The organism is Spirosoma radiotolerans, assembly GCF_000974425.1.
GTDB lineage: Bacteria > Bacteroidota > Bacteroidia > Cytophagales > Spirosomataceae > Spirosoma > Spirosoma radiotolerans.
Window position 1 is genome coordinate 4000982 of sequence record NZ_CP010429.1, and the last position, 25246, is coordinate 4026227.

The 25246-nt window shown below is 49.4% G+C and carries 23 protein-coding genes and 1 pseudogene; 16 read left to right on the plus strand and 8 right to left on the minus strand.

What is annotated here, in order from left to right:
* Positions 1 to 179 precede the first annotated feature (179 nt).
* The 4 genes and pseudogenes from SD10_RS16275 (at position 180) to SD10_RS16290 (ending at position 3699) form a co-directional block, all read left to right on the plus strand.
* Positions 180 to 602 (plus strand): EamA family transporter, encoded by a 423-nt coding sequence (locus tag SD10_RS16275; protein ID WP_046575098.1) that lies wholly within the window; start codon positions 180 to 182, stop codon positions 600 to 602.
* Positions 603 to 682: 80 nt separating this feature from the next.
* On the plus strand, positions 683 to 3148 hold the full coding sequence (locus SD10_RS16280) for a helix-turn-helix domain-containing protein (protein WP_046575103.1): 2466 nt from the start codon (positions 683 to 685) through the stop codon (positions 3146 to 3148).
* 33 nt (positions 3149 to 3181) lie between these two features.
* Positions 3182 to 3409 carry a DUF433 domain-containing protein gene (locus tag SD10_RS16285; RefSeq protein WP_046575105.1) on the plus strand — a complete coding sequence of 76 codons (228 nt, stop codon included), beginning with the start codon at positions 3182 to 3184 and terminating at the stop codon, positions 3407 to 3409.
* Positions 3409 to 3699, plus strand: a pseudogene (locus SD10_RS16290) (DUF5615 family PIN-like protein). Before SD10_RS16285 ends, SD10_RS16290 begins: the two are co-directional and overlap by 1 nt.
* Before the next feature lie 103 nt (positions 3700 to 3802).
* On the opposite strand, the gene SD10_RS16295 reads toward SD10_RS16290, so the two are convergent.
* Both SD10_RS16295 and fabG read right to left on the minus strand, forming a co-directional pair.
* Positions 3803 to 5875 carry a vWA domain-containing protein gene (locus SD10_RS16295; protein ID WP_227699239.1) on the minus strand — a complete coding sequence of 691 codons (2073 nt, stop codon included), beginning with the start codon at positions 5873 to 5875 and terminating at the stop codon, positions 3803 to 3805.
* 158 nt (positions 5876 to 6033) lie between these two features.
* On the minus strand, positions 6034 to 6780 hold the full coding sequence (gene fabG / locus SD10_RS16300; protein ID WP_046575112.1) for a 3-oxoacyl-[acyl-carrier-protein] reductase: 747 nt from the start codon (positions 6778 to 6780) through the stop codon (positions 6034 to 6036).
* Positions 6781 to 6977: 197 nt separating this feature from the next.
* On the opposite strand from fabG, the gene SD10_RS16305 reads away from it, so the two are divergent.
* Together SD10_RS16305 and SD10_RS16310 are read left to right on the plus strand one after the other, a co-directional pair.
* Positions 6978 to 7736 carry a phosphatidylinositol-specific phospholipase C/glycerophosphodiester phosphodiesterase family protein gene (locus tag SD10_RS16305; protein WP_052731209.1) on the plus strand — a complete coding sequence of 253 codons (759 nt, stop codon included), beginning with the start codon at positions 6978 to 6980 and terminating at the stop codon, positions 7734 to 7736.
* Positions 7737 to 7846: 110 nt separating this feature from the next.
* Entirely contained in the window at positions 7847 to 9601 is a 1755-nt protein-coding gene (locus tag SD10_RS16310; protein WP_046575114.1) for a GMC oxidoreductase, read from the plus strand.
* A 108-nt stretch (positions 9602 to 9709) separates the two neighbouring features.
* Here SD10_RS16310 and SD10_RS16315 read toward each other — a convergent pair whose 3' ends face one another.
* Positions 9710 to 12241: an ATP-dependent Clp protease ATP-binding subunit gene (locus SD10_RS16315; protein ID WP_046575116.1), complete on the minus strand. Its 2532-nt coding sequence runs from the start codon at positions 12239 to 12241 to the stop codon at positions 9710 to 9712.
* Between the two features lie 62 nt (positions 12242 to 12303).
* A complete protein-coding gene (locus tag SD10_RS16320; protein ID WP_046575118.1) occupies positions 12304 to 12957 on the minus strand; it encodes a WbqC family protein in 654 nt (217 codons plus the stop codon).
* A gap of 123 nt (positions 12958 to 13080) precedes the next feature.
* Here SD10_RS16320 and SD10_RS16325 point away from each other — a divergent pair, with 123 nt between their 5' ends.
* Positions 13081 to 13953, plus strand: a complete 873-nt coding sequence (locus SD10_RS16325; protein WP_046575120.1) for a lysophospholipid acyltransferase family protein — start codon at positions 13081 to 13083, stop codon at positions 13951 to 13953.
* A gap of 184 nt (positions 13954 to 14137) precedes the next feature.
* Here the strand turns inward: SD10_RS16325 and SD10_RS16330 are convergent, their stop codons facing one another.
* A complete protein-coding gene (locus SD10_RS16330) occupies positions 14138 to 14509 on the minus strand; it encodes a hypothetical protein (protein ID WP_046575122.1) in 372 nt (123 codons plus the stop codon).
* A 260-nt stretch (positions 14510 to 14769) separates the two neighbouring features.
* Here SD10_RS16330 and ispG point away from each other — a divergent pair, with 260 nt between their 5' ends.
* From ispG to SD10_RS16345, 4 genes are all read left to right on the plus strand, one after another.
* Entirely contained in the window at positions 14770 to 16797 is a 2028-nt protein-coding gene (gene ispG / locus SD10_RS16335) for a (E)-4-hydroxy-3-methylbut-2-enyl-diphosphate synthase (protein ID WP_082111619.1), read from the plus strand.
* 92 nt (positions 16798 to 16889) lie between these two features.
* Positions 16890 to 17078, plus strand: coding sequence for a DUF6728 family protein (locus SD10_RS29150; RefSeq protein WP_082111620.1), 189 nt, complete (start codon positions 16890 to 16892; stop codon positions 17076 to 17078).
* Complete coding sequence (locus SD10_RS16340; RefSeq protein WP_046575125.1) at positions 17075 to 17425, plus strand: MmcQ/YjbR family DNA-binding protein; 351 nt, start codon at positions 17075 to 17077, stop codon at positions 17423 to 17425. The genes SD10_RS29150 and SD10_RS16340 overlap by 4 nt, the downstream gene beginning before the upstream one ends.
* A gap of 68 nt (positions 17426 to 17493) precedes the next feature.
* On the plus strand, positions 17494 to 18045 hold the full coding sequence (locus SD10_RS16345) for a tetratricopeptide repeat protein (RefSeq protein ID WP_046575127.1): 552 nt from the start codon (positions 17494 to 17496) through the stop codon (positions 18043 to 18045).
* Between the two features lie 63 nt (positions 18046 to 18108).
* On the opposite strand, the gene SD10_RS16350 is transcribed toward SD10_RS16345, so the two are convergent.
* Positions 18109 to 19296, minus strand: a complete 1188-nt coding sequence (locus SD10_RS16350) for a thioredoxin domain-containing protein (protein ID WP_046575129.1) — start codon at positions 19294 to 19296, stop codon at positions 18109 to 18111.
* A 67-nt stretch (positions 19297 to 19363) separates the two neighbouring features.
* Positions 19364 to 19717 (minus strand): gliding motility protein GldC, encoded by a 354-nt coding sequence (gene gldC, locus SD10_RS16355; RefSeq protein WP_046575131.1) that lies wholly within the window; start codon positions 19715 to 19717, stop codon positions 19364 to 19366.
* A gap of 117 nt (positions 19718 to 19834) precedes the next feature.
* Here gldC and SD10_RS16360 point away from each other — a divergent pair, with 117 nt between their 5' ends.
* Together SD10_RS16360 and SD10_RS16365 are read left to right on the plus strand one after the other, a co-directional pair.
* Positions 19835 to 20182 carry an ArsC family reductase gene (locus SD10_RS16360; RefSeq protein ID WP_046575133.1) on the plus strand — a complete coding sequence of 116 codons (348 nt, stop codon included), beginning with the start codon at positions 19835 to 19837 and terminating at the stop codon, positions 20180 to 20182.
* A 32-nt stretch (positions 20183 to 20214) separates the two neighbouring features.
* A complete protein-coding gene (locus tag SD10_RS16365; RefSeq protein WP_046575135.1) occupies positions 20215 to 20616 on the plus strand; it encodes a group III truncated hemoglobin in 402 nt (133 codons plus the stop codon).
* A 37-nt stretch (positions 20617 to 20653) separates the two neighbouring features.
* Here the strand turns inward: SD10_RS16365 and SD10_RS16370 are convergent, their stop codons facing one another.
* Positions 20654 to 21430 (minus strand): DUF4197 domain-containing protein, encoded by a 777-nt coding sequence (locus tag SD10_RS16370; RefSeq protein ID WP_046575137.1) that lies wholly within the window; start codon positions 21428 to 21430, stop codon positions 20654 to 20656.
* Between the two features lie 181 nt (positions 21431 to 21611).
* Between SD10_RS16370 and SD10_RS16375 the strand changes: the two genes are divergently transcribed.
* From SD10_RS16375 to SD10_RS16385, 3 genes are all read left to right on the plus strand, one after another.
* Positions 21612 to 22865 (plus strand): competence/damage-inducible protein A, encoded by a 1254-nt coding sequence (locus tag SD10_RS16375; protein ID WP_046575139.1) that lies wholly within the window; start codon positions 21612 to 21614, stop codon positions 22863 to 22865.
* A 94-nt stretch (positions 22866 to 22959) separates the two neighbouring features.
* Positions 22960 to 24435, plus strand: a complete 1476-nt coding sequence (locus tag SD10_RS16380; RefSeq protein ID WP_046575141.1) for a dihydrolipoamide acetyltransferase family protein — start codon at positions 22960 to 22962, stop codon at positions 24433 to 24435.
* 74 nt (positions 24436 to 24509) lie between these two features.
* A complete protein-coding gene (locus SD10_RS16385) occupies positions 24510 to 25037 on the plus strand; it encodes a 5' nucleotidase, NT5C type (RefSeq protein WP_046575143.1) in 528 nt (175 codons plus the stop codon).
* The last annotated feature ends 209 nt before the right edge of the window (positions 25038 to 25246 follow it).

Sequence of the window (25246 nt, forward strand, 5' to 3'; positions counted from 1 at the left end):
CAAAAAACCTTTCTCTCAAATTATTAAATCATTTTGTTTCACTTGACGCTTTACATACTGTCAGTTCATGGTTTACGGTTTGTGGTTCGTGGTTTACGGCGGACCGGCGAAAGCAGCTGAAGCATCAGCCAACCGTAGTGACGGACCGCCGTAAACCATGAACCATAAACCCCAAACCCATGTGGATTCTTTTTGCCTTACTGGCGGCTATATCAGCGGCCGTTGTCGTTACACTTTCCAAAGCCGGGATCAAGCATGTTGATTCGAGTCTGGCCTTTGCCATTCAGTCCGTCCTGATATTGATCGTATCCTGGAGCGTGGTGATTGTACAGGGAAACCTGCCCGATGTCTCACGTATTGAACGTCGTGTCTGGATTTACCTGATCATTGCCGGAGTCGTCACCTGCCTGTCGTCGTTATTTTCGTTCCGGGCGCTGAAGCTGGGAAATGCCTCTCAGGTATCACCCATTACGAATGCCTCGCTGCTCTTCTCAGTAATTCTGGCCGCCGTTTTTCTGAAGGAAAAGGTGAGCTGGCAGGTGATTATGGGCGCTCTTTTGATGGTAGCCGGGGCCATCATCATCGCCGTAACGAAAGAGTAAACGACACGGCCGGGATGACGTTTGAACGCAGAACTCGTCTATAAATCGAGTATCTTTGTCTATTATCTCCTGTGCGCTTTATGACCATTCCCGTAAACGAAAAACTTGACCTTGCCAACAATTTTGTTCTGCATACCAACCAAAATATATTCCTGACCGGCAAAGCCGGAACCGGAAAAACAACCTTTCTGCAGCAGATCAAACAACTGAGTGCTAAGCGTCTTGCGGTTGTGGCCCCCACGGGTGTGGCCGCCATCAACGCCGGGGGCGTCACGATTCATTCGTTATTCCAACTCCCATTTGGGCCGCTGGTACCGGGGGCTACGCAGCGTGAAGGCAAGAAATTCAATAAGGAGAAAATCAATTTGTTGCGTACCCTGGACTTGCTGGTGATCGACGAGATCAGTATGGTCAGGAGCGATGTGCTGGACGGCATCGATGAAGTGCTCCGGCGGTATCGCACGAACTCAGCTCCCTTCGGGGGCGTACAACTGCTGCTGATCGGGGACATGCAACAGTTGCCGCCCGTTATCAAAGACGAGGACTGGGCACTACTTCGGCCTTATTATGATACGGGCTATTTTTTTGGTAGCAAAGCCTTGCGGCAAACCTCCTACGTCCCCATCGAACTAACGCACATTTATCGGCAGTCCGACGAACGCTTTATCAACCTCCTCAATAGCATTCGTGAAAAAACGGTAACCAGAGCTCAACTGGATAATCTGAATCAGCGGTACATTCCCGATTTCTCTCCCAAAGATGACGAGGGCTACATTACCCTATCGACGCATAACTCGGCAGCGCAGCAAATTAATAATCAGAAGCTGTTGGCGCTGAAAGGAAAACCCCGCCTGTTTACGGCTACTGTAGAAGGTGATTTTCCGGCCCACACCTACCCGACCGATGCCAGCCTTGAACTGAAAGTGGGGGCTCAGGTGATGTTTATCAAAAATGACATTAGCCGGGACAAACTATACTACAATGGCAAAATCGGCCGAATCACTGACATGGACGATTCGGCTATCTATGTAAAGAGTCATCAGGATGGGGAGGAAATCGTCGTGTATCCTGTGGACTGGACGAACATCAAGTACACCCTGGACCCAATAACCAAGGAAATCAAGAGTGAGCCTATTGGCACCTTCAGGCAGTTTCCGCTTAAGCTTGCCTGGGCCATTACGGTACACAAAAGCCAGGGGCTTACGTTCGAAAAAGCGATTCTCGATGTGTCGTCGGCCTTTGCGCATGGACAGGTGTACGTAGCGCTTAGCCGCTGCAAAACCCTGGATGGGTTGGTCCTGCGCTCACCGATTCCGGCGCACAGCATCAAAACCGAACTGGAACTGGAAGACTTCCATGTGCATGTTCAGCAGCAAACGCCGAACGAACAACACCTGCACCAGGCGAAGCTTACCAACCAGCAACACCTGCTCCGAGAGTTGTTTTCATTCGAACGCACCACGTCGCTGCTCTATCGGTGCCGGCGCGTTGTGAATGAGCACGCCAGCAGTTTGGATGCCGAAGGCTCCCCTATTCTGACGCAGTTAACGGATCTGGTGCGCGAAAGAGCCAGCGATGTGTCGGGCCGTTTTCAGCACCAATTGCCGAGTTACTTCGCCAGCGAAAACCTGCCCGAACAGAATCAGGCTCTTCAGGAGCGGGTCAGCAAGGCGGGTACGTATTTCCAGACGCTGTTGGGTACTGAATTACTCCCACTCCTACGCAGTTTCCCCACCGATTGCGACAACAAGAAGGTGCGTGATCTGCTGCTGGAAGTACTGGACGAACTGGAGAAAGAATTATTCAGCAAGCTGCGGAGCTTTGAGAGCTGCCGCGAAGGCTTTAACGCGTTGAATTACTTACAGGCTCGAAACCGGGCCGAATTGGATTTTCAGCCGGAACGCAAAAAACACGAGCCTCAGGTTGCCGAAACACCGAGTTCGGATAGTCCGGCACGGGGTGGTTTGTACGGTGCCCTGATGAAATGGCGGAACGATATGGCTGGTGAACACAACACCTCCGGCTTCATGGTTTTACCACAAAAAACCATCGTCGAGTTAGCCCGCCTTCGCCCAACGAACCAGGCTGAACTACTGGCCATCAAAGGATTTGGTAAGACCAAAGTGAAACAGGTTGGCGAAGACATTCTGCGTATCATTCGGGAAACGCCCACGGGCCGGGCCACCAGCACGGCCACCCCCAAGGTAAAAACGCCTAAACAGCCCAAAGACCCTAAAGAAATGTCGCCTGCCATCACCTATGCATTCTTCCAGGCAGGAAAAGCCGTTGAGGAGATTGCCGCCGAACGCGGGTTAGCCGTTTCGACCATCGAAAGCCATTTGCTGCCTTATGTCAAAACTGGTGAACTAGCCATTAATGCGCTGCTCCCTCCGAAGAAAGTGGCCAGTATTCGGGCTTACCTTGAGTTATATCCGTCCGAGCCTCTAAGCACGATCCGGCAGGGACTGGGCAACGATGTATCCTTCAGCGACATTCGGTTTGTGCAATACGCCATGCGGGCCGAATCAGGTGAAGCCGGTGCGTAAGACAGTAGGTTATAAATCTTGGTATATTTGAGTATGAATAACTATCCCGAATTTATTAGTTTGAACCCTACCATCAGGTTTGGGAAACCATGTATTAAAGGCACACGAATTGCGGTACAGGACATTTTGGGATGGCTGGCTTCTGGTATAGCCAATGATGAAATTTTAGACGACTTTCCCGAGCTAACCCTCGAACACATTCATGCTGCACTCGCATTTGCCGCCGACAGCGAACGTCGTACGCGATTAATCGCAGCTTGATGAAACTACTTCTTGATGCTAATTTGTCGTATCGACTAGTCAAAAAACTTACAGCCGTCTTTTCTGACTGTCTGCACGTCACTCGGACAGGACTGCCAATTCCCGCCGAGGATATCGCTATCTGGCAATGGGCAAAGACCAACCGCTGAATTATCGTCACAAATGATGACGACTATTACAACCTGGCAAATACCTATGGATTTCCTCCCAAAGTCGTCTTGTTGCGCATGGGCAACCAATCCACTTCAGTTGTTGAGGCAACATTAAGAAAGCACATCGATAATATATAGACGCTGGATCAGTCTAATGAGCTTGGGCTCTTGGAGTTATTTTAGCTATATGCAACGCTAACTTTGAACTGAATTACTGTCAATTATCGCTCATAAATCAGAATCAGTACCCACCATAAAACTTTCGGAGACCCCACTCGATGGCCACCAAGGTTAGTATGACGAAGAATAACCAGCGCCAGTTGATGAGTTCGTTCATTTCTTCAGTGCTGGTCAGGCGGGCGGGGTGCGGACGATTGGTCAGCGTACGAACGAGTTCATCCGTTTGACTGACGGTGTAGAATTGCCCGCCTGTCTGCTTGGCGAGCTGGCGAAGCAGCCCATGATCAGCGGTGGTGTTAAGGGCTTCAAGTTGCAGGTCACGTACCACAAACTGCCCCGTCGACTGCTCTGCCTTGTTGTTGACCGTTACGCTGGCTTTGAACCGATACGCACCTTCGGGCAGACGGCTGATTTCAAAACGGCTGTTTGCCTCCGTAGGCGTGTAGTTGAACGAACGGGTCAACCCTTTCTCATCGCTGATCTCAAGCCGAACAGGTTTATCATACAGCCGCTCGTAAATATCGTTATATAACTCCGTCTCGAAAATAACTTTTTCACCCGCTACGAACTCATTCCGAATTGGATAGACCCGAAGTTTACGTCGGTCTTCCTTCACAGAAATCAATTGAATTACTTTCTGAATCAACTCATCAACGACCTCCTGTTTATCGGTCAGGGCATACTCCTCCAGCCGCCATGACCACAACCCTTCACCGGCCAGCACAGCCGTTTTACGAGGGCTGGTTACGTTCAGGGCCAGCAAGGGCTTGGTGGTGCGGACGCTGCCGACCTGCTGCCAGAGCACGACTTCACTGCCCGCCTGCAACCTGAATTCGCCATACGGCACCGACATAGGCGGTAATTTGGACAAAATGCCAAGCCGCTCCGGATCGAGATTTAGTTGCTTGAAGGCGGGGTTGAATACCCCCGTAACTTTGTCGCTCTGGTTCGGCTGGGCGTTCACTTGCATCACCGGGTTCGACGTGTTGAAGGGCCCCAGCGATGATTGATTGCCAAGTATGTACAGCACGGGCGTATTTTTGGCCAAATATTTCTGCAGCAGTGGGCTTCCAACGCCCCCATTATCAGGAATCTGGTGCAGAATGATCAGATCATAGGTCTTATCGGCCGGAGGAGTGGCTTCTGCCGGAGTTCCCGTCAGAATACGCACATCGAGTTCGTAATTCTGGTTCTTTTCCAGAATATTCCGCAATGCTTTTACATCCGGGTGCGGAGTCAGCGCCAGCAAAAGCACTTTCTCTTTTCCATCGATAACATCCAGATAAACATCCTGCCGGTTGTTACGCGTACTGAATTCGCCGGGTTGTGGTAAAACCTCCACCACATAATGCTGAACCCCTTTTTGGGTAGCTGTAGTCTGGAAAGTCAGTTGGTTGAACGAATCACCTTGTCCGCCCACTTTTCCGGCAAAGTTGATAGCCTGCCGACCTAACTCTTTGCCATTCTGCCGCAACACTACGGTAGCGCTGCGTCCCTGATAACCATTACTAATGACTTCAGCTTTCACGGGAAACTGGTTGCCCAGATAGGCAATCCGGTTAGCTATGATGCCTTTCAGCTGAATGTCTTTTTTCGGGATCGTGTCGCCCAGGCCAATCGTCTGCAAGGCAAACGGGTACTGACCAAACGTTGGGGAAAGCCCCTGATTGAAAATACCATCCGACACCAGCACGACATCGGTCAGGTTGCGCCCTTCATAATCGGATCGGATGCCTGAGAGCAGCCCCGATAAATCGGTTGTGCGATGGGTGAACGGGATTTGCGTTAGATCCGACCTGCCTTCCTCATCCGTTGAGACAGAATCACCGAACGTATGAATAGACACGTCCAACCCTTTCTCGGTCAATTGCTGTTGAAGTGTCTGTAAGCTTGCCAGTGCCCGGGTCAGCGCCGGACGACCCGCAGCCACTACCGACTCGGAGTTATCGATAGCCAGTACAACTTTAGGTTTCTCAGTCAGCGTACGCAGGCTTCGAATCAGCGGGTTTAGCAGCAAAAAGGCCAGAAAGCTGACAACGACAAAGCGTAATGCCGCCAGACCATAGGTCGTTCGTTTATCGAATCCTCCGGTAGCCGCGCCACTACCCGCAAATCGGGGCAGCGGCTGATACATGGCAAACGCATAGACTGCTCCCACGAGCAGGCACACCAGAATCCACCAGGCAGAGGATTGAAAAATTACGTCAGAACGCACGTTGTCAATGATAAATAATGAATGATAAATGATAAATGATGCGTGACCGATACGATTGTATCATTTACCATTACTAATTAGGTTAACATGCCTCCGTCTACTTGCAGTACCTGACCGGTGATGTATCGGGAGAGGTCGGAGGCTAAGAAGACAGCACAATCAGCGACTTCTTCGGGTTGGCCTCCTCGTTTCATTGGAATTTGCTGTTTCCATTCCTCAAGCGCCTTTTCATTAATCTCACCGGTCATCTCAGTTTCAATAAAGCCTGGAGCAATGGCATTGGAGCGGATGTTCCGCGAACCCAGTTCAAGGGCAACAGATTTTGTAAACCCAATGATCCCTGCTTTTGAGGCTGCGTAATTGGCCTGCCCCGCATTGCCCCGAATGCCCACCACCGATGTCAGGTTGATAATAGAACCCGACTTTGCTTTCATCATGGATTTAATGGCCGCTTTAGTGAGGTTAAAGACCGACTTAAGATTAACGTTAATTACCGTGTCCCATTGTTCTTCGGTCATACGCATTAACAAGCCATCTTTTGTAATACCAGCGTTGTTGATCAGTACATCGAGTTTGCCAAAATCGGCGAGAACCTGGGCAATGAGGTCGTCGGCGGCTTTATAGTCCGATGCATCGGAGCGATAGCCTTTTACTTGTCCACCAAACGCCCGAAGTTCGTTCTCCAGCGCCTGTCCTTTCTCAACACTCGACAAGTAGGTAAAGGCAACACTGGCACCTTCCTGAGCAAACTTTTGTGCCATAGCCCGTCCAATTCCGCGCGACGCACCCGTAATCAGGGCAACTTTTCCTTTCAGTAAATCCATTGTAAGGGGTAATAATTGATAGAAGTCGGAGAATGAATGATGAATAAGATACAAAATCCATTCTACTCAATTTAATAGGGTTAATCTCCTACTAAATTTAGCCAAAATTAGTAGTTTGGTCCGAAAGGACAAGGTACGCATAGGTTTTGGTTTCGTGGATAAGCTGCGTTACTTTGTCAAAAATCAAGTACTCCACCATGCGCCATTGTTTGCTTCTAATCCTCTTCCTTTCGTCGGTGTCTGTTACACGGGCGCAGAAAATTTTTTCTCACAACGATTATGCCAAAGCAAGGCCGTTTACGGAAGCGTATGAACAACGGGCCGACTTTATCGAAGCCGATGTCTGGCTACGGAATGGTAAACTGGTGGTTTCTCATGAGAAGCCAGAAGAGTCTCCGCAAAAACCACCAACGCTCGACTCGCTGTATCTTCAACCCATTGTCCGTTTATTTCAGCAGTATAAAGACAGACCCAGCGCAGATCGCGATTACACATTTTCGCTGGTTATCGACATAAAAGAAAACCCGGCCGAGGTGCTTCCTAAACTCATAGCGATGCTGCAATCGAATCTGGTTTGTTTCAACCGGATGGCGAATGCCAAAGCGGTACAGGTGATCATTAGCGGAAGCCGCCCCAGAATTGATACCTACCTTGATTATCCGCTACTTCAGTTCGACGGTCGGCCCAGCGAAGTATATGATCAGGAAACACTTCAGCGCGTGGCCCTCATCAGTGATAATTTCCAGTCATATTCGCGCTGGGATGGCACCGGCGACCTATCCAGTGATGACCGGGACAAACTCAAACGGGTTATCAAACGAGCCCATAGCGACAATAAACCGTTTCGTTTCTGGGCAATTCCGGACACGCCCAACAGTTGGAAACAACTACGTAAACTAGGCGTCGATATCATTAACACCGATAAAATAGGCGAGGCTGTTGGGGCGATTCGGTAAGGCTAAGTTGGTCGATAGCACTGGTTATTAGGGCGCAACAGTAAACCGTTTCACTTCTTTACTTTTAGGTTTACCAGCAGTTGTTAATTTCCTAAACCAGTACTCATCGGATGGACATTCCACAGATTAAAAAGGCTCCACTCACGTACGACGTAGCCATTGTCGGCTCGGGTGCAGGGGGCGGTATGGCCGCCTACATGCTTGCCAAAGCCGGTGCCAAAGTTGTTCTGCTCGAAGCAGGCGGCTACTACGACCCGGCTGATCCTAAATACATTACTCAGTTGAAATGGCCCTGGGAATCACCCCGCCGTGGTGCCAGTACGGCGGCTCGGTCTGGCGGAGACTTCGACGCGGCCTGGGGTGGTTGGGACATCGATGGAGAGCCCTATTCGGCTAAATCAGGTACTGAATTTGGTTGGTTTCGGTCCAGAATGCTGGGGGGACGCACTAATCACTGGGGTCGTATTTCCATGCGCTTCGGCCCCGATGATTTCCGGCGTCGTTCTTTGTCAGGTGTTGGCGACGACTGGCCAATTGGCTACGACGACCTTAAACCCTATTACGATCAGGTAGACCGGCTGATTGGCGTTTTTGGCTCCGTTGAGAACTATCCGAATGAACCTGACGGTATCTTTCTGCCACCACCCAAGCCACGCCTGCATGAGTTGATGATTCGAAAAGGCGCTCAAAGCATTGGTATTCCGGTTATTCCCTCGCGCTTGAGTATCCTAACTAAGCCGATTAACAAAGACCGAGGCTCCTGTTTTTATTGCCACCAGTGTAACCGGGGCTGTCAGGCATATGCTGATTTTTCAGCCTCATCGGTGTTATGTATTCCAGCCGTGAAGACAGGCAACGTAACCCTGATCAATGGGGCTATGGTCCGTGAAGTCTTAACCGATCCGCAAACTGGTCTGGCTACAGGAGTGAGCTACGTAAACAACCGCACACTGGAAGAAGTGACCGTCCGGGCGAAAGCGGTGATGCTGGGCGCCAGTACCTGCGAATCAGCCCGAATTCTGCTTAACTCCAAGTCTTCCCGTTTTCCCAACGGACTGGCTAACAGCAGTGGCGTGGTCGGTAAATACCTGAATGACTCCACTGGAGCCAGCCGTTCCGGATTCATTCCAGCGTTGATGGACCGTAAACGCTACAATGAAGATGGCGTTGGTGGTATGCACGTTTTCACACCCTGGTGGCTCGATAACAAGAAATTAGATTTTCCCCGAGGGTATCATATCGAGTACGGTGGTGGAATGGGTATGCCGGGCTACGGCTTTGGTGGCGGCATCGAATCCATGAATAACCTGGTGCCCGGCCGTGATGGCAAAATGAAAACGGGTGGCGGTTACGGGGCCAGCCTGAAAGATGACTACCGGCGGTTTTACGGTGCCTACATAAGCATGTCGGGCCGGGGTGAGCCGGTTCCCCTCGAAACCAATTACTGCGATATTGACCCCAATACCGTTGATAAATACGGCATTCCAACCCTACGTTTCCACTACAAATGGTCGGACTATGAGGTGAAGCAGGCTAAACACATGCAAGATACTTTCGAGGAAATTATTCATTCGATGGGTGGCATTGCGTTGGGTCCGAAACCAGGCCCCAATACGGCACATGGCTATGGCCTGGCCGCGCCCGGGCGAATTATTCACGAAGTAGGCACCGTTCGCATGGGCAACGACCCGCAGAAGTCAGCCCTTAATAAGTACCAGCAAGCGCACGATGTCAAAAACCTATTCGTCGTTGATGCCGCTCCTTTTGTTACACAGGGAGACAAAAATGTAACGTGGACGATCCTGGCTAGTGCCATGCGTACATCGCAATATTATATTGATCAGGTGAAGGCAAAGAGCCTGTAACGCGGTGGTGTTGTTTTTTTCTGATCAAGCGAACATCTTGTCTGCGTTACAAACAAAAGCGGCCTGACTTCAATAGTCAGGCCGCTTTTTATATTAACTACTTAAAGGCTATTCGACAGCTACTTCAGGCTTCTTCACCGTAATGGTCAGCACTTCGCCTTCGCCACTATAGTCGGCCAGGATCACATCGCCCTCTTTCAATTCGCCTTTCAGAATCTCTTCTGCAACGGGATCTTCGAGGTAACGCTGGATGGCGCGGCTTAATGGACGAGCACCATATTGTGGATCATACCCTTTCTCTGCCAGGAAGTCTTTTGCCTTTTCTGTCAGCTCAACGGTGTAGCCAAGGTTGGTAACCCGGCCCAGCAGTTTGCCTAACATCAAGTCAATGATTTTGTGAATGTCTTCGCGAAGCAGCGAGTTAAACACAATCACATCGTCGAGACGGTTTAGGAACTCAGGCGAGAATGCTTTCCGAAGCGCACTTTGAATCGTACTCTTCATCAATTCATCCTGGCTTTCGGCACTTTTCTTGGTTGCGAAACCAATACCCGCACCGAAGTCTTTCAGGTCACGCACCCCAATGTTAGAGGTCATGATGATGATCGTGTTCCGGAAATCCACCCGACGACCCAAGCCATCCGTCAGGATTCCATCGTCAAGCACTTGCAATAGGATGTTGAACACATCCGGGTGTGCTTTTTCGATTTCGTCCAGCAAGACAACACTATATGGCTTCCGGCGAATTTTTTCGGTCAACTGACCACCTTCTTCGTAACCAACGTAGCCTGGAGGTGCACCTACTAACCGGCTTACACTGAATTTCTCCATGTATTCCGACATGTCGATCCGTACCAGCGCATCGTCTTTGTCGAAAAGATACGTGGCAAGCACCTTGGCCAGTTCCGTCTTACCAACACCCGTTGGGCCCAGGAAGATGAACGAACCGATTGGTTTCTTAGGATCTTTCAAACCGACACGTGTCCGCTGAATGGCTTTCACCAACTTGTCGATGGCCGACTGCTGACCGATAACCCGGCCTTTCAGTTCTTCGCCCATGTTGACAAGTTTCTTACCTTCATCGTTTGATACACTTGTGACCGGAATACCTGTCATCATCGCTACGACTTCGGCAACGTTTTCTTCGTTGACCGTGTAACGGCGTTTCTTAGTATCTTCTTCCCAAAGTTGTTTCGCACGGTCGAGCTGATCAATCAGGCGTTTTTCCTTATCGCGAAGCTGGGCTGCTTCTTCGTATTTCTGACTTTTAACAACCTGATTTTTCTCCTTCTTGATATTTTCGATCTGCTCCTCGAGCTTCAGAATATCTTCAGGAACTGTGATATTCGAGATGTGTACACGAGCACCTACCTCGTCCAGCACATCGATGGCTTTGTCCGGCAAGAAACGATCCGAGATATACCGTTCCGATAATTTCACCGCTGCCTCGATGGCTTCCTTGGTGTAGTTAACGTGGTGGTGATCTTCGTATTTATCCTTGATGTTATTCAGAATTTCAATGGTTTCATCGATTGACGTGGCATCGACCATCACCATCTGGAAACGGCGGGCTAGCGCACCATCTTTTTCGATATACTGACGATACTCGTCAAGGGTCGTTGCACCAATACATTGAATATCACCCCGCGCTAACGCTGGTTTGAACATATTCGATGCATCAAGCGAACCAGACGCACCACCGGCACCAACGATTGTGTGTAACTCATCGATGAACAGGATAACCTCCGGCGATTTTTCCAGTTCGTTCATCACGGCCTTCATGCGCTCTTCAAACTGACCCCGGTATTTGGTACCAGCCACAAGCGAAGCAAGATCAAGGGTGACAACACGCTTACCGAATAACACCCGTGAAACTTTTTTCTGCACGATGCGCAGGGCAAGACCTTCAGCGATGGCGGTTTTACCAACGCCAGGCTCGCCAATCAGGATCGGGTTATTTTTCTTCCGGCGGCTCAGAATCTGAGCGACCCGTTCAATTTCTTTTTCGCGACCAACAATTGGATCGAGTTTGCCTACTTCGGCAAGCTTGGTCAGATCACGGCCGAAGTTATCCAGCACGGGCGTTCTCGATTTCTCGGTGCCTTTAGGATCTTTTCCTGAGCTGGAACTACTACTGCCACCAAACATCCCCCGGTCATTGTCATCATCGTCGGTATCGCTTGCCATCGTGGGGCGGCTTCCCGTTGATTGATATTCCAGCATCTCTTTAATGACTTCGTAATTAACGTTAAACTTGTTGAGAATCTGCGTGGCGACATTGTCTTCATCGCGCAGAATCGACAGTAACAGGTGCTCCGTTCCAATGAGCGGGCTCTTAAAGATTTTAGCTTCCAGGTAGGTGATTTTCAGCGTTTTTTCCGACTGACGGGTCAGCGGAATATTCGCCAGATTTTTCACATTATTGGTGGCCGTTCCTTTCGTTGCCTGTTCGATCGTAACCCGGAGTTCATCGAGCGAGATGCCAAGTTTTTTCAGCAGCCCGACCGCTACACCCTCACCCTCACGAATCATACCCAGCAACAGATGCTCTGTGCCGATATAATCGTGGCCTAAGCGCAAGGCTTCTTCCCGACTCAGCGTGATAACTTCCTTAACGCGGTTTGAGAATTTTGCTTCCATTCGTTTTAGGGTCTCCTTAGGTAACCGTACTATAGGCCTAACGAAGAGTTTTAAGGATTTGTTCACTCCCGAAGGCCAGCCAATAACACGTCCGAAGTGGCCGGTCCCTGGCAGAACAACAGGTCTATTATACTCAGGTTTGGTACAAATTCTTGGCCAAAATTCTGTGGGTAGACGGCTGGCTGGTGGAATATATACGTTTCCGGCTTATTTCGCGGATTTAACTTCGAGCGGGCGTCAAATAGGCCGACCGGCGGAGTTTTATCGTACCATTCTGTCAGGCTCAGGTTTACCCTCAGGCGGATCAGTTTCAGACAAATTGTCAGCAACGCAAAATTCAAGTCAAACAAAAAAGTCCATTTTTTCTGATAAACGGGCTCAAAGTCGGGCACAAAGTACTCAAAAAAAGGTGCCTTGCCGTAAGCGGCCTGTATACATCGCCAGTGATGTAGTTGCCAAGACTGGTCATTGGCCACCCGCAGATCGCGAATTGGCTGATGATGCGTCCCCTGCTGCACAGGCACCGTAAGGACTTCAACTTTATTTGCTGTCTGAACGTAGCAGCGATTTCTGTAACTTTGCTTCTGGTAATGCTCCTGGGCTTCAAGCTGCACCCGGTCAAACTGCATTAGCCCCGAAAAAAAGTCGATGCAAGGTAAATAATGCAGATCAATGAGTAAATCTCGTTCTTGAAGCGCTGGTTTATCTTTTTTCAATAACGCTAACGTTCTATCCGTTCACAAGTAACGCAAAAAAGCGATACTATCAACTGATTTTAGCATTTTTTTAATTTCCTGGCAAACCGGCCTTTAGCCTTACGTTCGCCCTATATTCGTCAAATGATCTTTTTCCGACTGCTATCGCGTTTGCCACTTCCGGTATTATATGGCATTTCCGATGTTTTGTCCTTCCTTCTGCTACACGTAATCCGCTATCGTAGAGCCGTTATCCTGGAAAATTTGAGGCTTTCTTTCCCGGAGAAATCGCCGGATGAGATTAAACAGATTGCCAGAGGATTTTATCGAAACCTCTCTGACCTGATCGTTGAAACCATCAAACAACCCAGTTTACCCCCTGAATTCTTTCAGCAACACATCCACTTTCCGAATATCGACCTGATCCAGTCGAGAATTTTAGCGGGTCAAACCATCATTGGCATGAGTTCTCACCAGGCAAACTGGGAATGGATTCCGGCAGCCCTGGTCCTCAGCAAAATGCCAGTCGATAGTATCTACAAACCCCTGACCAATCCATTTTTCGAGAAATTACTGCTTCACATTCGGTCGCATTTGGGCCCAGTTCCTACATCGATGCATCTGCTGCCTCGCCAGATGGTCATTCGTAAGCACATTCCGCGGATTATTGGCCTCATCTCCGACCAAGTGCCCGATGTACCTGAACAAGCCTATTGGACTGATTTTTTACATCGAGACTCCCCTTTCTATCCTGGTTCCGAGCGGCTGGCCCGAAGTCGGAAACTGGCTGTGTTCTTCTTTGATATTGTTCGTGTGCGCCGGAGTTACTATGAAGTGACATTCCGGCTCATTGCAGAGCCCCCTTATGAGGATCTCCCATTAGGGGCCATCATGGAAGGTTATCGGGATGTGCTGGAAGCCTCCATCCGCCGGAATCCATCTGACTGGTTATGGTCGCACAAGCGCTGGAAACATTGGCGAGGAAAATATCCTAGTATCAGCGTTAAACTGGAATAAAAGCACTATTCTTTGTTTACAAACCCGACCGCCTACTTGATTCGTACTAATTAAGCGCTGGTGTTTTTTCATTCTCATCGGGTTGAAACCCGGTGAGAATGAAAAAGAGAGAGCCCTATTTCGACGGTTCATTATGTCAAGCCAATTAGATAACCAGTTGACTTTGATTCGTTTCAACTCCCTTCTATAACGTATCTCGACGAGCTTTTTCGGCGCGCGCCGAATCCCGCTTTGCTTTCAGCTTGTCACCTTCTGTAACAATGGCGTTTTCAGCCTTATCTAAGCCTTTATTGACCGTACTACCCACTTTCTTCGCTCCCTTGCTGACAGCTTCATCGGCCACTTTTGCCTTTTCCTTAATCGTCTGACCCGTTTCTGAAGCGGCATTGCCCACACTCTGGCCCGCATTCTTCAAATCTTCTTTTACACGCGCTTTCCGTTCGGCACGTTCCTGTTGCCGAATGGCCTTTTTACTCAATGCTGTTGTGTCCTGAGCATAGGCTCCGACACTAAACATAAATGCCAGTGCAAACGCACTCATCAATTTAGTTTTCATCTCTATTTCCTATTAATAACCAGGTTGTATAGCTGCCCCTCACAGTACGACATGACTGGCTGAACATTTGTGTTTTTAACGCCCCGGCGCTCGTTTTTGTTTTTCAAAAACTACCCAATGGGTGCCCAATCAATTTGTAGATAGTACTCAACGAAGCGAACATTTATCTTTACCCTTACGTTTTCAAAACAAACGGGTTAGGTGCCGGAAATCGCTTTTTCAGTACCTTTGTCCGGTCAAACGGCCCAGCCGATACCTGTATGCTCGATTCGTTGCTTTCTCCTTCTCTACCAGTCGTAACCGGCACGCCGGAGCGCCCTGATTCCGCAGTTCTCTATACCCCTTCCCTAACTCAGTACATCCGCCGACGGACTAGTACGGTTACGATTGGAGACGTCCCGATGGGCTCCGATTACCCCATTCGTGTACAGTCGATGACGACCGTAGACACGATGGATACGAAAGGGTCAGTGGAGCAGGCGATCCGGATGATTGAAGCGGGTTGCGAATACGTTCGCATTACAGCGCCAAGCGTAAAAGAAGCACAGAATCTGGAAAATATTCGCAAGGAACTCCGGGTCCAAGGCTACACAACACCCCTGGTAGCCGATATTCACTTTACACCCAATGCGGCCGAACTAGCCGCCCGTATTGTCGAAAAAGTCCGGATCAATCCCGGAAACTATGCCGACCGGAAACGCTTCGAATTCATCGATTATACCGACGACGCGTATGCCGCTGAACTGGAGCGGATTCGTGCCAAGTTTCTACCGCTTATCCGTATCTGTAAAGAATATGGAACGGCCATGCGGATCGGTACCAACCATGGCTCTCTTTCCGACCGGATTCTGAGTCGCTATGGCGATACACCCGTTGGCATGGTTGAGTCGGCGCTGGAGTTTCTCCGCATCTGCGAGGCCGAGAATTATTACAACATTACGCTGTCCATGAAGTCGAGCAACCCACAGGTCATGGTACAGGCCTACCGGTTGCTGGTACAACGCCTGGACGAAGAGGGCTTGAAACCGTATCCGTTGCATTTGGGTGTGACCGAAGCGGGCGAAGCCGAAGACGGACGGATCAAATCCGCGCTGGGCATTGGTACACTTCTCGAAGATGGGATTGGCGATACAGTTCGTGTGTCGTTAACCGAAGAACCTGAACGGGAAGCGCCCGTTGCCAGGGCCTTGATCGATCGGTACACGAACCGGGCAGCCAGCAGCACGCCCATTCCGGCCATCACAAAGTATCCAGTCAATCCATTTCAATACAGTCGGCGAATCACGCATGAAGTGGTCAATTTCGGTGGTCAGAATGTACCGCGTGTCATTGCCGATTTTAGTCAGATACCAGTTGCAGATGTCAACGTGCTCCACCCGATCGGCCATTTTTATTTACCCGAACCCGACAAGTGGCGGATGAACGATTTGGGAGCTGATTACATCTATACAGGATCAACGCCCGCTCAATTTATGTTGCCTAATGGGCTGAAACAGATATTGAACTATGCGGCCTGGCAAACCCTTTCTGATCAGGTCAATACATTTCCTGTCTTGACGACTGAGGAGTATATGTCGGCTCGCGCAGGTCAGGTACCTGTACAGGCGCGGCTGAATTTTGTTCGGACATCGTTGGCCGAATTATCCGATGCGTTCATGAATACCGTGAAGAACGATACAACGGTCGTGCTGTTGGTTTCAACCGAGAATGCCCACGCTATGCCAGAGCTGCGTCGGTTAGTTGTCGAGCTGATGAACCGTGATATCACAACGCCCGTTGTTGTTCTGAGGAACTACCCTGACATTCCGGAAGAGGACCTGCCTCTGTACGCGTCTACGGATGTGGGCGGTCTGCTCATTGACGGACTGGGTGATGGCGTTATGCTGTCGAGCGCCAGCCCCTCTGTCGATGAACTGAAACGGCTGAATAGTTTATCCTTCGGTATTTTACAGGCAGCCCGCACACGCATTACCAAAACCGAATATATATCCTGCCCATCCTGTGGCCGAACGTTGTTTGATTTACAGGAAACAACGGCCAGAATACGCCAGCGCACCGATCACCTGAAAGGAGTTAAAATCGGTATCATGGGGTGTATCGTGAACGGGCCGGGTGAAATGGCTGACGCCGACTATGGCTATGTCGGTATTGGCCGTGATAAGATTGCGCTTTACCGGGGACAACAGGTTATCAAGAAATCTGTACCTGCCGACCGTGCCGTTGACGAATTAATTGAGCTCATTCGGGAAGATAGCCGGTGGCTGGAGCCTTCGTTAGAAACTGTATAATCCGTTTCCAGTTTTTGGCTTTACGGTAGGTCAAGTTGCCAACGAGCCGGGCATCAGCCAAACGCAAGCCAACTAATTAAAACAACAACGCTGTGAACAAATTCATTGATTATTTAAAAATAGGTCCTGTTTTCGCTTACTTTCTTCGTGTATTTCGTAAGCCAGATCCGAACCATCCAACTAGTGTGAACCTACGCATGATGCACGGCATCAATCGTATTTCGATACTCATGTTCCTGGTGGCTATCATTATTTACACCGTTCGTCATTGCGTTCGATGAATACAGAAACCCTGCGCGACTATTGTATTGGCAAACCACATGCTACAGAGTCGTTTCCATTTGGTGGCGACGCTCTGGTTTTTAAAGTAGGCGGTAAGATGTTTGCGTTGTTGGCGACCGAAAGTCAGCCAACAACGATCAACTTAAAATGTGATCCGGAACGAGCCGTTCAACTACGGGAAGAACATTCCGCTGTAACACCCGGTTACCACATGAACAAGACGCATTGGAACACAATCACGCTAAATGGGCACGTTCGGACAGCCGATATTCAGGAGTGGATCGACCACTCATACGAACTCGTTAAAAAGAGCTTACCAAAGGCTATACAGGCCGAACTAATCTAAGCGACGCACTTGCTCAGATTGACATGAACGTTTAATTTAGCAAAGCAGGAAGAAAACCGGATTGGGTTATGGAAGTTGTACTGTTAAGTCTGCTGTTTGTGATGTATCTGACTATCCGGTATTTCCTGATGGACCACGACACGTCAGCCGACAAAGACCGAAAACGATTTCAGAAGGGAATAAACCTGGTGGAAAACCGACAATTTACGGAAGCCCATCGGTATTTTGATGAAGTTATTCGGCAGCACCCCAAGTCAGCACTTGCTTATGCCTATCGCGGGAAATGCCAACTGGTTCAGGAGAATTACTATTCGGCCATTTACGACCTAACCCAGGCCATCAACCGGGATAACACGCTGGCCGACTGCTACCTAGACCGTGGGATTGCCTACTATTACACTGACGACTACCAGCAGGCGTTTCGGGAGTTTGACAAAGCGGTCTGGCATTTTCGGGATGAAAAGCCCGACGCCTATCGCTGGCGGGCCTTAGCCCGAATTCAGGTTCGTCAGTTACCACAGGCGGAAAATGACCTCCGCCGGGCGGTGTCTTTAGGCGACGAAAACTCATTTCATCTTCTTCTTCAACCGCCTTTTACCAGGCCGGTGTATCAGAAATAAGTGTGTAGTTTGTGGTTCGTAGTTGACTATCTAGTAATTAACTACGAACCACAAACTACACACTTATTTCAGTTTCCCCATCTGCTCAACATTCCGGCGGGTATCCAGCCGACTGGCCTGTGCTAGTTCCATGGATTTTTGGGCTGCTTTCTGGGCATCTGCCATTTTGCCGCCCCGACGGTAGGCTTCAGCCAACTCAAAATATAAATCAGCCTGTTCTTTAGGCCCTGGTTTTAAAGCAAGACCTTTGTTCACCCACTTCACCACCGTAGGCGCATCTACGGCGTCGGGACTTGACCGGTTGAACAACCGGGTAATATACATGTACTCAGGTACGGTCAACTGGTTCGTATTGACCTGATTGTCCATCCGGTCAGCGGCTTTAGCGGTCTGGTGAGCCCGAAAATACGCGTTGACTTCTGGCAATAGGGTTCTGTTGGCGGCTACTTTCGGATCAACGCCTATTTTAATCAAATCCTGCTTGACCTGTAAGATTTTAGTGATGGGAAATTGTGCCCCACGCCCACTAAACAAAGACGACATCAAAATATTTTCAGCTACCTGAAATACCGGCTCGGCCCCATACGCTTTCCGGTATGTGTCCATGTGACCAAGCATGTACTGAAACATCGGATTTTCAAAGTCCAACACCAGTTTTTGGAGCGCTAGCCAGTTGGTTTGGTTGGCATAAGTAGCTGGTGATTGCTGCCGGGCATACTCAGTCATGGCCGCCATATTGGCTACCGTATCCTTGGTAACACGGGCGTACATCGCGTAGTCAATCAGGAAATTCGCTGACCGCTCGCCCTGCTGATACCGTGATTTCATAGTTTGGCTGCGTGCCTGCGGATCCAGCGCATTGGACCCATGCCGAATCACTTCGTCTGTCGTGTTGTTGCTCATGGCAAAGTGGACCAGGTTCTGCTGTGGATCGAAATACAGAAACAAGGGCAACGAAGGCACAAATAACCGATGACTATTCAAAAACGCCTGGGTAGCCGGCAAGCCAATATCCAGCTTAGTACTCAGAAACTTCGTATTGTAAAACTTGCCAACCCGAGCATCAGCCAACGTTGGAATAAAGCTCTGACAGGTATGGCAGGTGGGCGAAAAAATTTCAACGAATACGGGTTTACCAGCCCGGCGAGCCTCCTGAAATACGCTGGCAATGGGCGTTGTCTTAAACTGAATACCGGCCTTCTGGGCGAGCGTAATATGAGCTACCAGGAGTAGCAGAAGTATTTTCTTCATAAATAAGGGCAGTCGTTACGGGTATGTCTTAGCAAATTAACGACCAAAATTATCAGGCTGGTATCCGCTATTGTTGCTGCTGTTTTTGCTGCTTAATCTCCTCCTCCAGCCGCTTGCTCAACACCTGACAGGTTTTCTCAATGTCGTCAGCCATGCGCTGATCACCCGTTGCACTCAACGCTGTATCCGCAATGCCACTCATGATTTCGATCATAAATCGCTTCATATCAATCACCTCCATGTCCTTGGTCCATAGGTCAATTTTAAGGGTGCTGTTGTGGTAGTGATCCCAAAGAGAAATGGCAATGGCCCGTGTATCGCTAAGTCCTTCGTTTGGGTTATCGGTGGCTTCCCAGTATATTTTTTCGGGGATATTCTGGCTGTCTAATTCAACCGAAAAGTGGATGTCTGATTTTTTCATAGGAACAAAAATACATAGTGCGGTCGGAAACCCGTGATGTGAAGCTGAACAAACATTCATCCTCGTCTCTACGCCAAACGACATTTTAGGTATTTTCGTCCCAAATTAGCCGTCATTATGTACACCTTATATGCCATTCCCAACTGCGATACGGTAAAGAAAGCCCGCGTTTGGCTGGCGGAACACGCTATAGCGTATCATTTTCATGACTATAAAAAATCGGGTATTGACCAGGAAACGATTAAACGCTGGTTGATGCAAAAGCCGTGGGAGGAGTTAGTGAACCGGGCAGGAACGACCTGGAAAAAGCTGCCTGATGACGACAAGCCTACCGATGCAGCGGGCGCTATATCGCTGATGATGGAGAAGCCATCCGTTATTCGTCGTCCGCTGATCGAAGCGGATGGACAAATTGTTGCGCTTGGTTTCAACGTACCTGCTTATGAGGAAACGTTTTCTATCTAAGTCGGGGTTATTTTAGAAATAACAAGACCGCAATGCCAACCAGAACACTGGATTCACCGGAAGCTGTTCGATTTCTGGTCGATTCATTTTATAAAAAAGTACAGGCAGACTCACTCATTGGTCCTATTTTCACCAATGTAGCACAGGTCGACTGGTCGAAACACCTGCCCAAAATGTATGCTTTCTGGGAGTCGCTGATCCTGGGCAACAACGCCTATGATGGCCATCCATTCCGTCCGCACCTGATCATCAATCAGAAACACACGCTGACGATCGAGCATTTTGAACGGTGGCTCCAGTTGTTTTCAGCGACACTGTCCGAAAATTTTACGGGCGAATCGGCCGACCAGGTACGGCAGCGAGCTACGCAGATAGCCCTCGTCTGGAACAACAAGCTCGAATATATCAACAACGACTCTTTTATGGAAGGGTAAACCAGCGAAGCACGGCTAAGGGCCGTGCTTCGCTGGTTTACTGTTTGCTAAATACCTTCTTCAAAATATCCGTCACCCGGGCAGCGGGATTTTCGCGAATTTTCTGCTCCTCCTGCGCGACTAAAATGAACAGGCCATCAACAGCCTTGCCAGTCGCATATTGCGTCAGGTTGGGGTTTACTTTCTGCACGAATGGCACTTTATTATACGTGTTAACCAATTCGCTGTAGTACTTTGTCGCGTTGTTTTTCTTCAGCGTACTGTCAATAATGGGCGTAAATTCGGTTATCAGTTGCTGGCCCGATGTCCGGCGCAGATACTGGGTAGCCGCATCATTCTGGCCCCGCAAAATACCGACTGCATCCTGGATCGTCATCGACGTGATCGCCTTGATGAATACCGGTTTCGCCTTTTTGGCGGCATCTTCGGCAGCCCGGTTCAATGACAGTTCGAACTGATCGACTTGTTTGTTTAAGCCTATTTGGCGAAGTGTCGAGGCTACTTTCTGGGCTTCGGGGGGAAAGGCAATCTTAAGTAACGGGTTTTTAAAATAACCATCCACAGCCGACGCTTGGTCAGAGCCCTTACTGATACCAATTTGAAGGGCTTCTTTCAAGCCCGTAGCAATGTCACTGCTGCTCAGTCCGCCCGATGTGCCAGCCGATGCATTCGTTACGGCTTTAAGCACTTTACCGAATATACCACCGGCTGATGGCTGTGAATTGCTCTTTGTTGCGGCCGAATCCTGAGCGAAACCACGTTGACTAACAACAAGAGCCAACAACACGGCTGCGAAAACTTTTTTATTCATCATAGGATTGAATTAAACAGGTTGCCATTTCATAACGGTCAATGGCCCTAAATCGTTTTTTCGTACTTTTGACAGCACCGAATGGCTAAAGTAAAGTGGACACCAAAAATTTGTTGTGATACATTGACTACCCGATCGCACAAATGTCACACCCTATCCTTGCCTTGCATTATACTCAGTTAACATGACTAACTCCATCCGCGCCGAAGTAATTACCATTGGCGACGAAATATTGTTTGGGCAAATCACCGACACGAATACGGCCTGGATTGGAACCGAATTAACGAACATTGGCATTCGTGTGGTTCGAAAAACATCGGTTGGCGATCAGGCCGATGCTATTTTGGAAAGTCTCCACGAAGCGCATCAACGCGCTGATGTGATCATTATTACGGGTGGGTTAGGCCCTACCAAAGACGACATTACTAAGAAAACGCTCTGTACGTATTTCGGCGTTGGCATGGTCCGCAACGAATCGGCGCTGGCGCTGGTAACGGGTTTCTTTGAGAAACGAGGGCGCGAAATGACCGACCTCAATCGCGCTCAGGCCGACTTACCCGCCAATGCTGTCTATATTCAGAACGACTGGGGCACAGCGCCCGGCATGTGGTTTGAGCATGACCAGCGCGTTTATGTGTCTTTACCGGGTGTACCATTCGAAATGAAACATCTCATGACGAATCGGATTTTACCCAAGCTGACAGCGCACTTCAAAACGCCCATCATTAAGCACAAAATGATTCGAACCGTCGGTATTGGCGAATCCTTTCTGGCCGAGCGCATCGAAGCCTGGGAGGATGCCCTACCCGATCACATCAAGTTAGCGTATCTACCCAGTTTTGGCGGAGTAAAACTACGGCTAACAGCCACCGGCGACGATAATGCCCGACTGGATCAGGAGTTAGCCGAGCAGGTAGACCGCGTGATGCCGCTTATCCAGAAAAACGTTTATGGCTTCGACAACGACGAACTGGAAACGGTGGTGGGCACGCTCCTGACGGAAAAAAAGCAAACACTTGCTGCGGCCGAAAGCTGTACAGGTGGCTACTTATCGGCGCAAATTACGAAAGTGCCTGGTTCATCAGTGTATTTTTGGGGCAGCGTGATTAGTTATAACAACAGCGTTAAAGTAGCCCAATTGGGGGTGCAACCCGACACCCTGGAACAATACGGAGCCGTCAGCGAAGAGACCATTCGGCAAATGGCGGAGGGCGTTCGGAAAGCATTAGGCACCAATATAGGTATTGCTACCAGCGGCATTGCTGGTCCCGGTGGTGGCACACCCGACAAGCCCGTCGGCACTGTCTGGATTGCCTGCGCCACCGACCAGCGAACCGTTACCAGACTGCTCAAACTAGGCCAATACCGCGATCAGAACATTCAACTGACCACAACCTATTTGCTCAATATGCTGCGGGAAGAAATTTTAAACCAATGATGAATGATAGATGAGACCTGAGTATTCCGTTCGCTACTTATTCATCATTTATAATTCATCATCGCACCGGCGACCCGGTCATCATTAAAAACACATGGCTCTCATTGACATGGTCATGCCCAAAATGGGCGAAAGTATAATGGAGTGTACGGTTATTGCCTGGCTCAAACAACCGGGCGACCGTATTGAAACCGATGAATCGGTACTGGAAGTAGCTACGGATAAAGTGGATACCGAAGTCCCAGCCTCACACAATGGCATTTTGAAAGAAATCCTGGTCAACGATGGCGACGTTGTAGCCGTAGGGGCACCTATTGCCCGCATTGAGGTTGAGGAGGCCGTCGGTCAGGACACGAATCCGGCTGTCGCACCACCGGCAAAAGAAGCTGCCAATACCAATCAGACGCCCGTAGGCATTGGCGATGTAGCCAACGTTCCGGCTCCTCAGGAAACCGATGAACTGGAGGCTTCTACCGCGGCCCGCGAACTGGAGGCAAGCATTTTAGCCATGAGCAGCCGGTCAGTACCTGCTGCGAAAGCCGTGGCCACTTCGGCGACGACACTGGCAGGTGATACACCTGTTTTCGACAATCGGTTTTATTCACCCCTGGTCCTGAATATTGCGAAAGAAGAGAGCGTCTCGCGCGATGAACTTGACCGTATTCCGGGTTCCGGCGCTGAGAATCGGGTTACCAAAAAAGATATTCTTGCGTATGTGATTGATCGGGCGGAAGGCCGGGTTCAACCCGCGCAGTCTGTAGAACAGCCAGCCGAGCACCGTTCTTCATCAGTTGCACCGGCGCCCCTCCCCCTACCCGTTGGCCCAGCACAGCCAGAAACGTCATCCAATGGCTCCCTGAACGGCCAGTCGGATATTATTCAGATGGATCGAATGCGGAAAATGATTGCGCAGCGGATGGTGGAGTCGAAGCAGATTTCTCCCCACGTCAGTTCATTCGTTGAAGCCGATTTGACGCCCATCGTGGAATGGCGCACCCAGGTCAAGGATAAATTTAAGCAGCAAACCGGCGAAAACCTGACCTACACACCTATTCTGGTGGAGGCCATTGTGAAAGCCATTAAAGATTTCCCACTGATCAATGTGTCCGTCGAAGGGGATAAAATTATCGTCAAAAAAGCCATTAATATCGGGATGGCAGTTGCGTTGCCAAGTGGTAACCTGATTGTGCCCGTCATTCACGATGCTGACCAGTATAACCTGATTGGCCTGACCAAAAAAGTCAACGACTTAACCAAACGCGCCCGGGAGAACAAACTCACCGCCGACGATTTGGCGGGGGGAACCTACACGATCTCGAACATTGGTACCTTTGGCAACTTGATGGGAACACCCATTATTGTCCAGCCACAGGTGGCGATTATGGCGTTTGGCGCCATTGTCAAGAAACCCGCCGTTATTGAGACACCACAGGGTGATTTCATTGGTATACGGCAGTTGATGTTCCTGTCTCACTCCTACGATCACCGCGTTGTGGACGGCTCACTGGGCGGTCAGTTTGTGCGTCGTGTGGCCGATTACCTGGAGCAATTCAAACCAGGATTTAACTGATTTAATTGATTACCCTGATTGACTTCTAGAAGCAATTACAGCTACCAGCGCATAAAAATTCAATTTCTGTTCGTATGAAACAACGCATTGCCATCGACATGGATGATGTTATGGCCGATACTCACGCCAAGTTTATCCAGTTATATCTGGAAGGCGAAACACCCCGATACACGCTTGAGGAGCTAAAAGAAAAGTCGTTTCACGAGCTATTTGACGAAAATGAATATAAGGTAATATCCGAACGGGTGTATGAACCGGGTTTCTTTCGGGATATTCCAGTCATGAAGGGCGCAAAAGAAGTCATCGCCGAACTAATGCAGAAGTACGACGTATTCGTGGCTTCGGCGGCTCAGGAGTTTCCGAACTCCCTACGCGAAAAGTGGGACTGGCTTCAGGAACACTTTCCCGAAATTACGTGGCACAATTACATCTTTCTGGGCGACAAGAGTGTGCTCAATACGGACTACCTCATTGATGACTTACCCCGAAATCTGCACACCTTTAAGGGAGAAGGCCTTCTCTTTGACGCCCTTCATAATCGGGATGACAAGCAATTCCGGCGGATGAAGACCTGGCAGGATATTGCCACCCATCTACTTTAACGCGAACCCAGGAAACATACAACTGATTATGAAGCAGTTAAATGCCGTAAGTACGAAATGTTTGTAGCACGCTCAGCTTTCCCCAAGCTATCTTGCTACAAACATTGGTCTGCTACGCGGCCGAAGGTCTCATAATTCACGTTACCTCAAGCAGTTATACTAACTGAATGTATTTCACCTGCTATATATAAAAAAAGCGCCGATCAGTC

Excerpts from the sequence above, each read along its gene's own strand:
- SD10_RS16370 (WP_046575137.1), bottom strand. The coding sequence starts at position 21,430 with ATGATGAATAAAAAAGTTTTCGCAGCCGTGTTGTTGGCTCTTGTTGTT.
- SD10_RS16325 (WP_046575120.1), top strand. The coding sequence starts at position 13,081 with ATGATCTTTTTCCGACTGCTATCGCGTTTGCCACTTCCGGTATTATAT.
- SD10_RS16330 (WP_046575122.1), bottom strand. The coding sequence starts at position 14,509 with ATGAAAACTAAATTGATGAGTGCGTTTGCACTGGCATTTATGTTTAGT.
- fabG (WP_046575112.1), bottom strand. The coding sequence starts at position 6,780 with ATGGATTTACTGAAAGGAAAAGTTGCCCTGATTACGGGTGCGTCGCGC.
- SD10_RS16295 (WP_227699239.1), bottom strand. The coding sequence starts at position 5,875 with ATGTATCAGCCGCTGCCCCGATTTGCGGGTAGTGGCGCGGCTACCGGA.
- SD10_RS16345 (WP_046575127.1), top strand. The coding sequence starts at position 17,494 with ATGGAAGTTGTACTGTTAAGTCTGCTGTTTGTGATGTATCTGACTATC.
- SD10_RS16280 (WP_046575103.1), top strand. The coding sequence starts at position 683 with ATGACCATTCCCGTAAACGAAAAACTTGACCTTGCCAACAATTTTGTT.
- SD10_RS16315 (WP_046575116.1), bottom strand. The coding sequence starts at position 12,241 with ATGGAAGCAAAATTCTCAAACCGCGTTAAGGAAGTTATCACGCTGAGT.
- SD10_RS16340 (WP_046575125.1), top strand. The coding sequence starts at position 17,075 with ATGAATACAGAAACCCTGCGCGACTATTGTATTGGCAAACCACATGCT.
- SD10_RS16275 (WP_046575098.1), top strand. The coding sequence starts at position 180 with ATGTGGATTCTTTTTGCCTTACTGGCGGCTATATCAGCGGCCGTTGTC.
- ispG (WP_082111619.1), top strand. The coding sequence starts at position 14,770 with ATGCTCGATTCGTTGCTTTCTCCTTCTCTACCAGTCGTAACCGGCACG.
- SD10_RS16310 (WP_046575114.1), top strand. The coding sequence starts at position 7,847 with ATGGACATTCCACAGATTAAAAAGGCTCCACTCACGTACGACGTAGCC.
- SD10_RS16305 (WP_052731209.1), top strand. The coding sequence starts at position 6,978 with ATGCGCCATTGTTTGCTTCTAATCCTCTTCCTTTCGTCGGTGTCTGTT.
- SD10_RS16360 (WP_046575133.1), top strand. The coding sequence starts at position 19,835 with ATGTACACCTTATATGCCATTCCCAACTGCGATACGGTAAAGAAAGCC.
- SD10_RS16375 (WP_046575139.1), top strand. The coding sequence starts at position 21,612 with ATGACTAACTCCATCCGCGCCGAAGTAATTACCATTGGCGACGAAATA.
- SD10_RS16380 (WP_046575141.1), top strand. The coding sequence starts at position 22,960 with ATGGCTCTCATTGACATGGTCATGCCCAAAATGGGCGAAAGTATAATG.
- gldC (WP_046575131.1), bottom strand. The coding sequence starts at position 19,717 with ATGAAAAAATCAGACATCCACTTTTCGGTTGAATTAGACAGCCAGAAT.
- SD10_RS16285 (WP_046575105.1), top strand. The coding sequence starts at position 3,182 with ATGAATAACTATCCCGAATTTATTAGTTTGAACCCTACCATCAGGTTT.
- SD10_RS16385 (WP_046575143.1), top strand. The coding sequence starts at position 24,510 with ATGAAACAACGCATTGCCATCGACATGGATGATGTTATGGCCGATACT.
- SD10_RS16365 (WP_046575135.1), top strand. The coding sequence starts at position 20,215 with ATGCCAACCAGAACACTGGATTCACCGGAAGCTGTTCGATTTCTGGTC.
- SD10_RS16350 (WP_046575129.1), bottom strand. The coding sequence starts at position 19,296 with ATGAAGAAAATACTTCTGCTACTCCTGGTAGCTCATATTACGCTCGCC.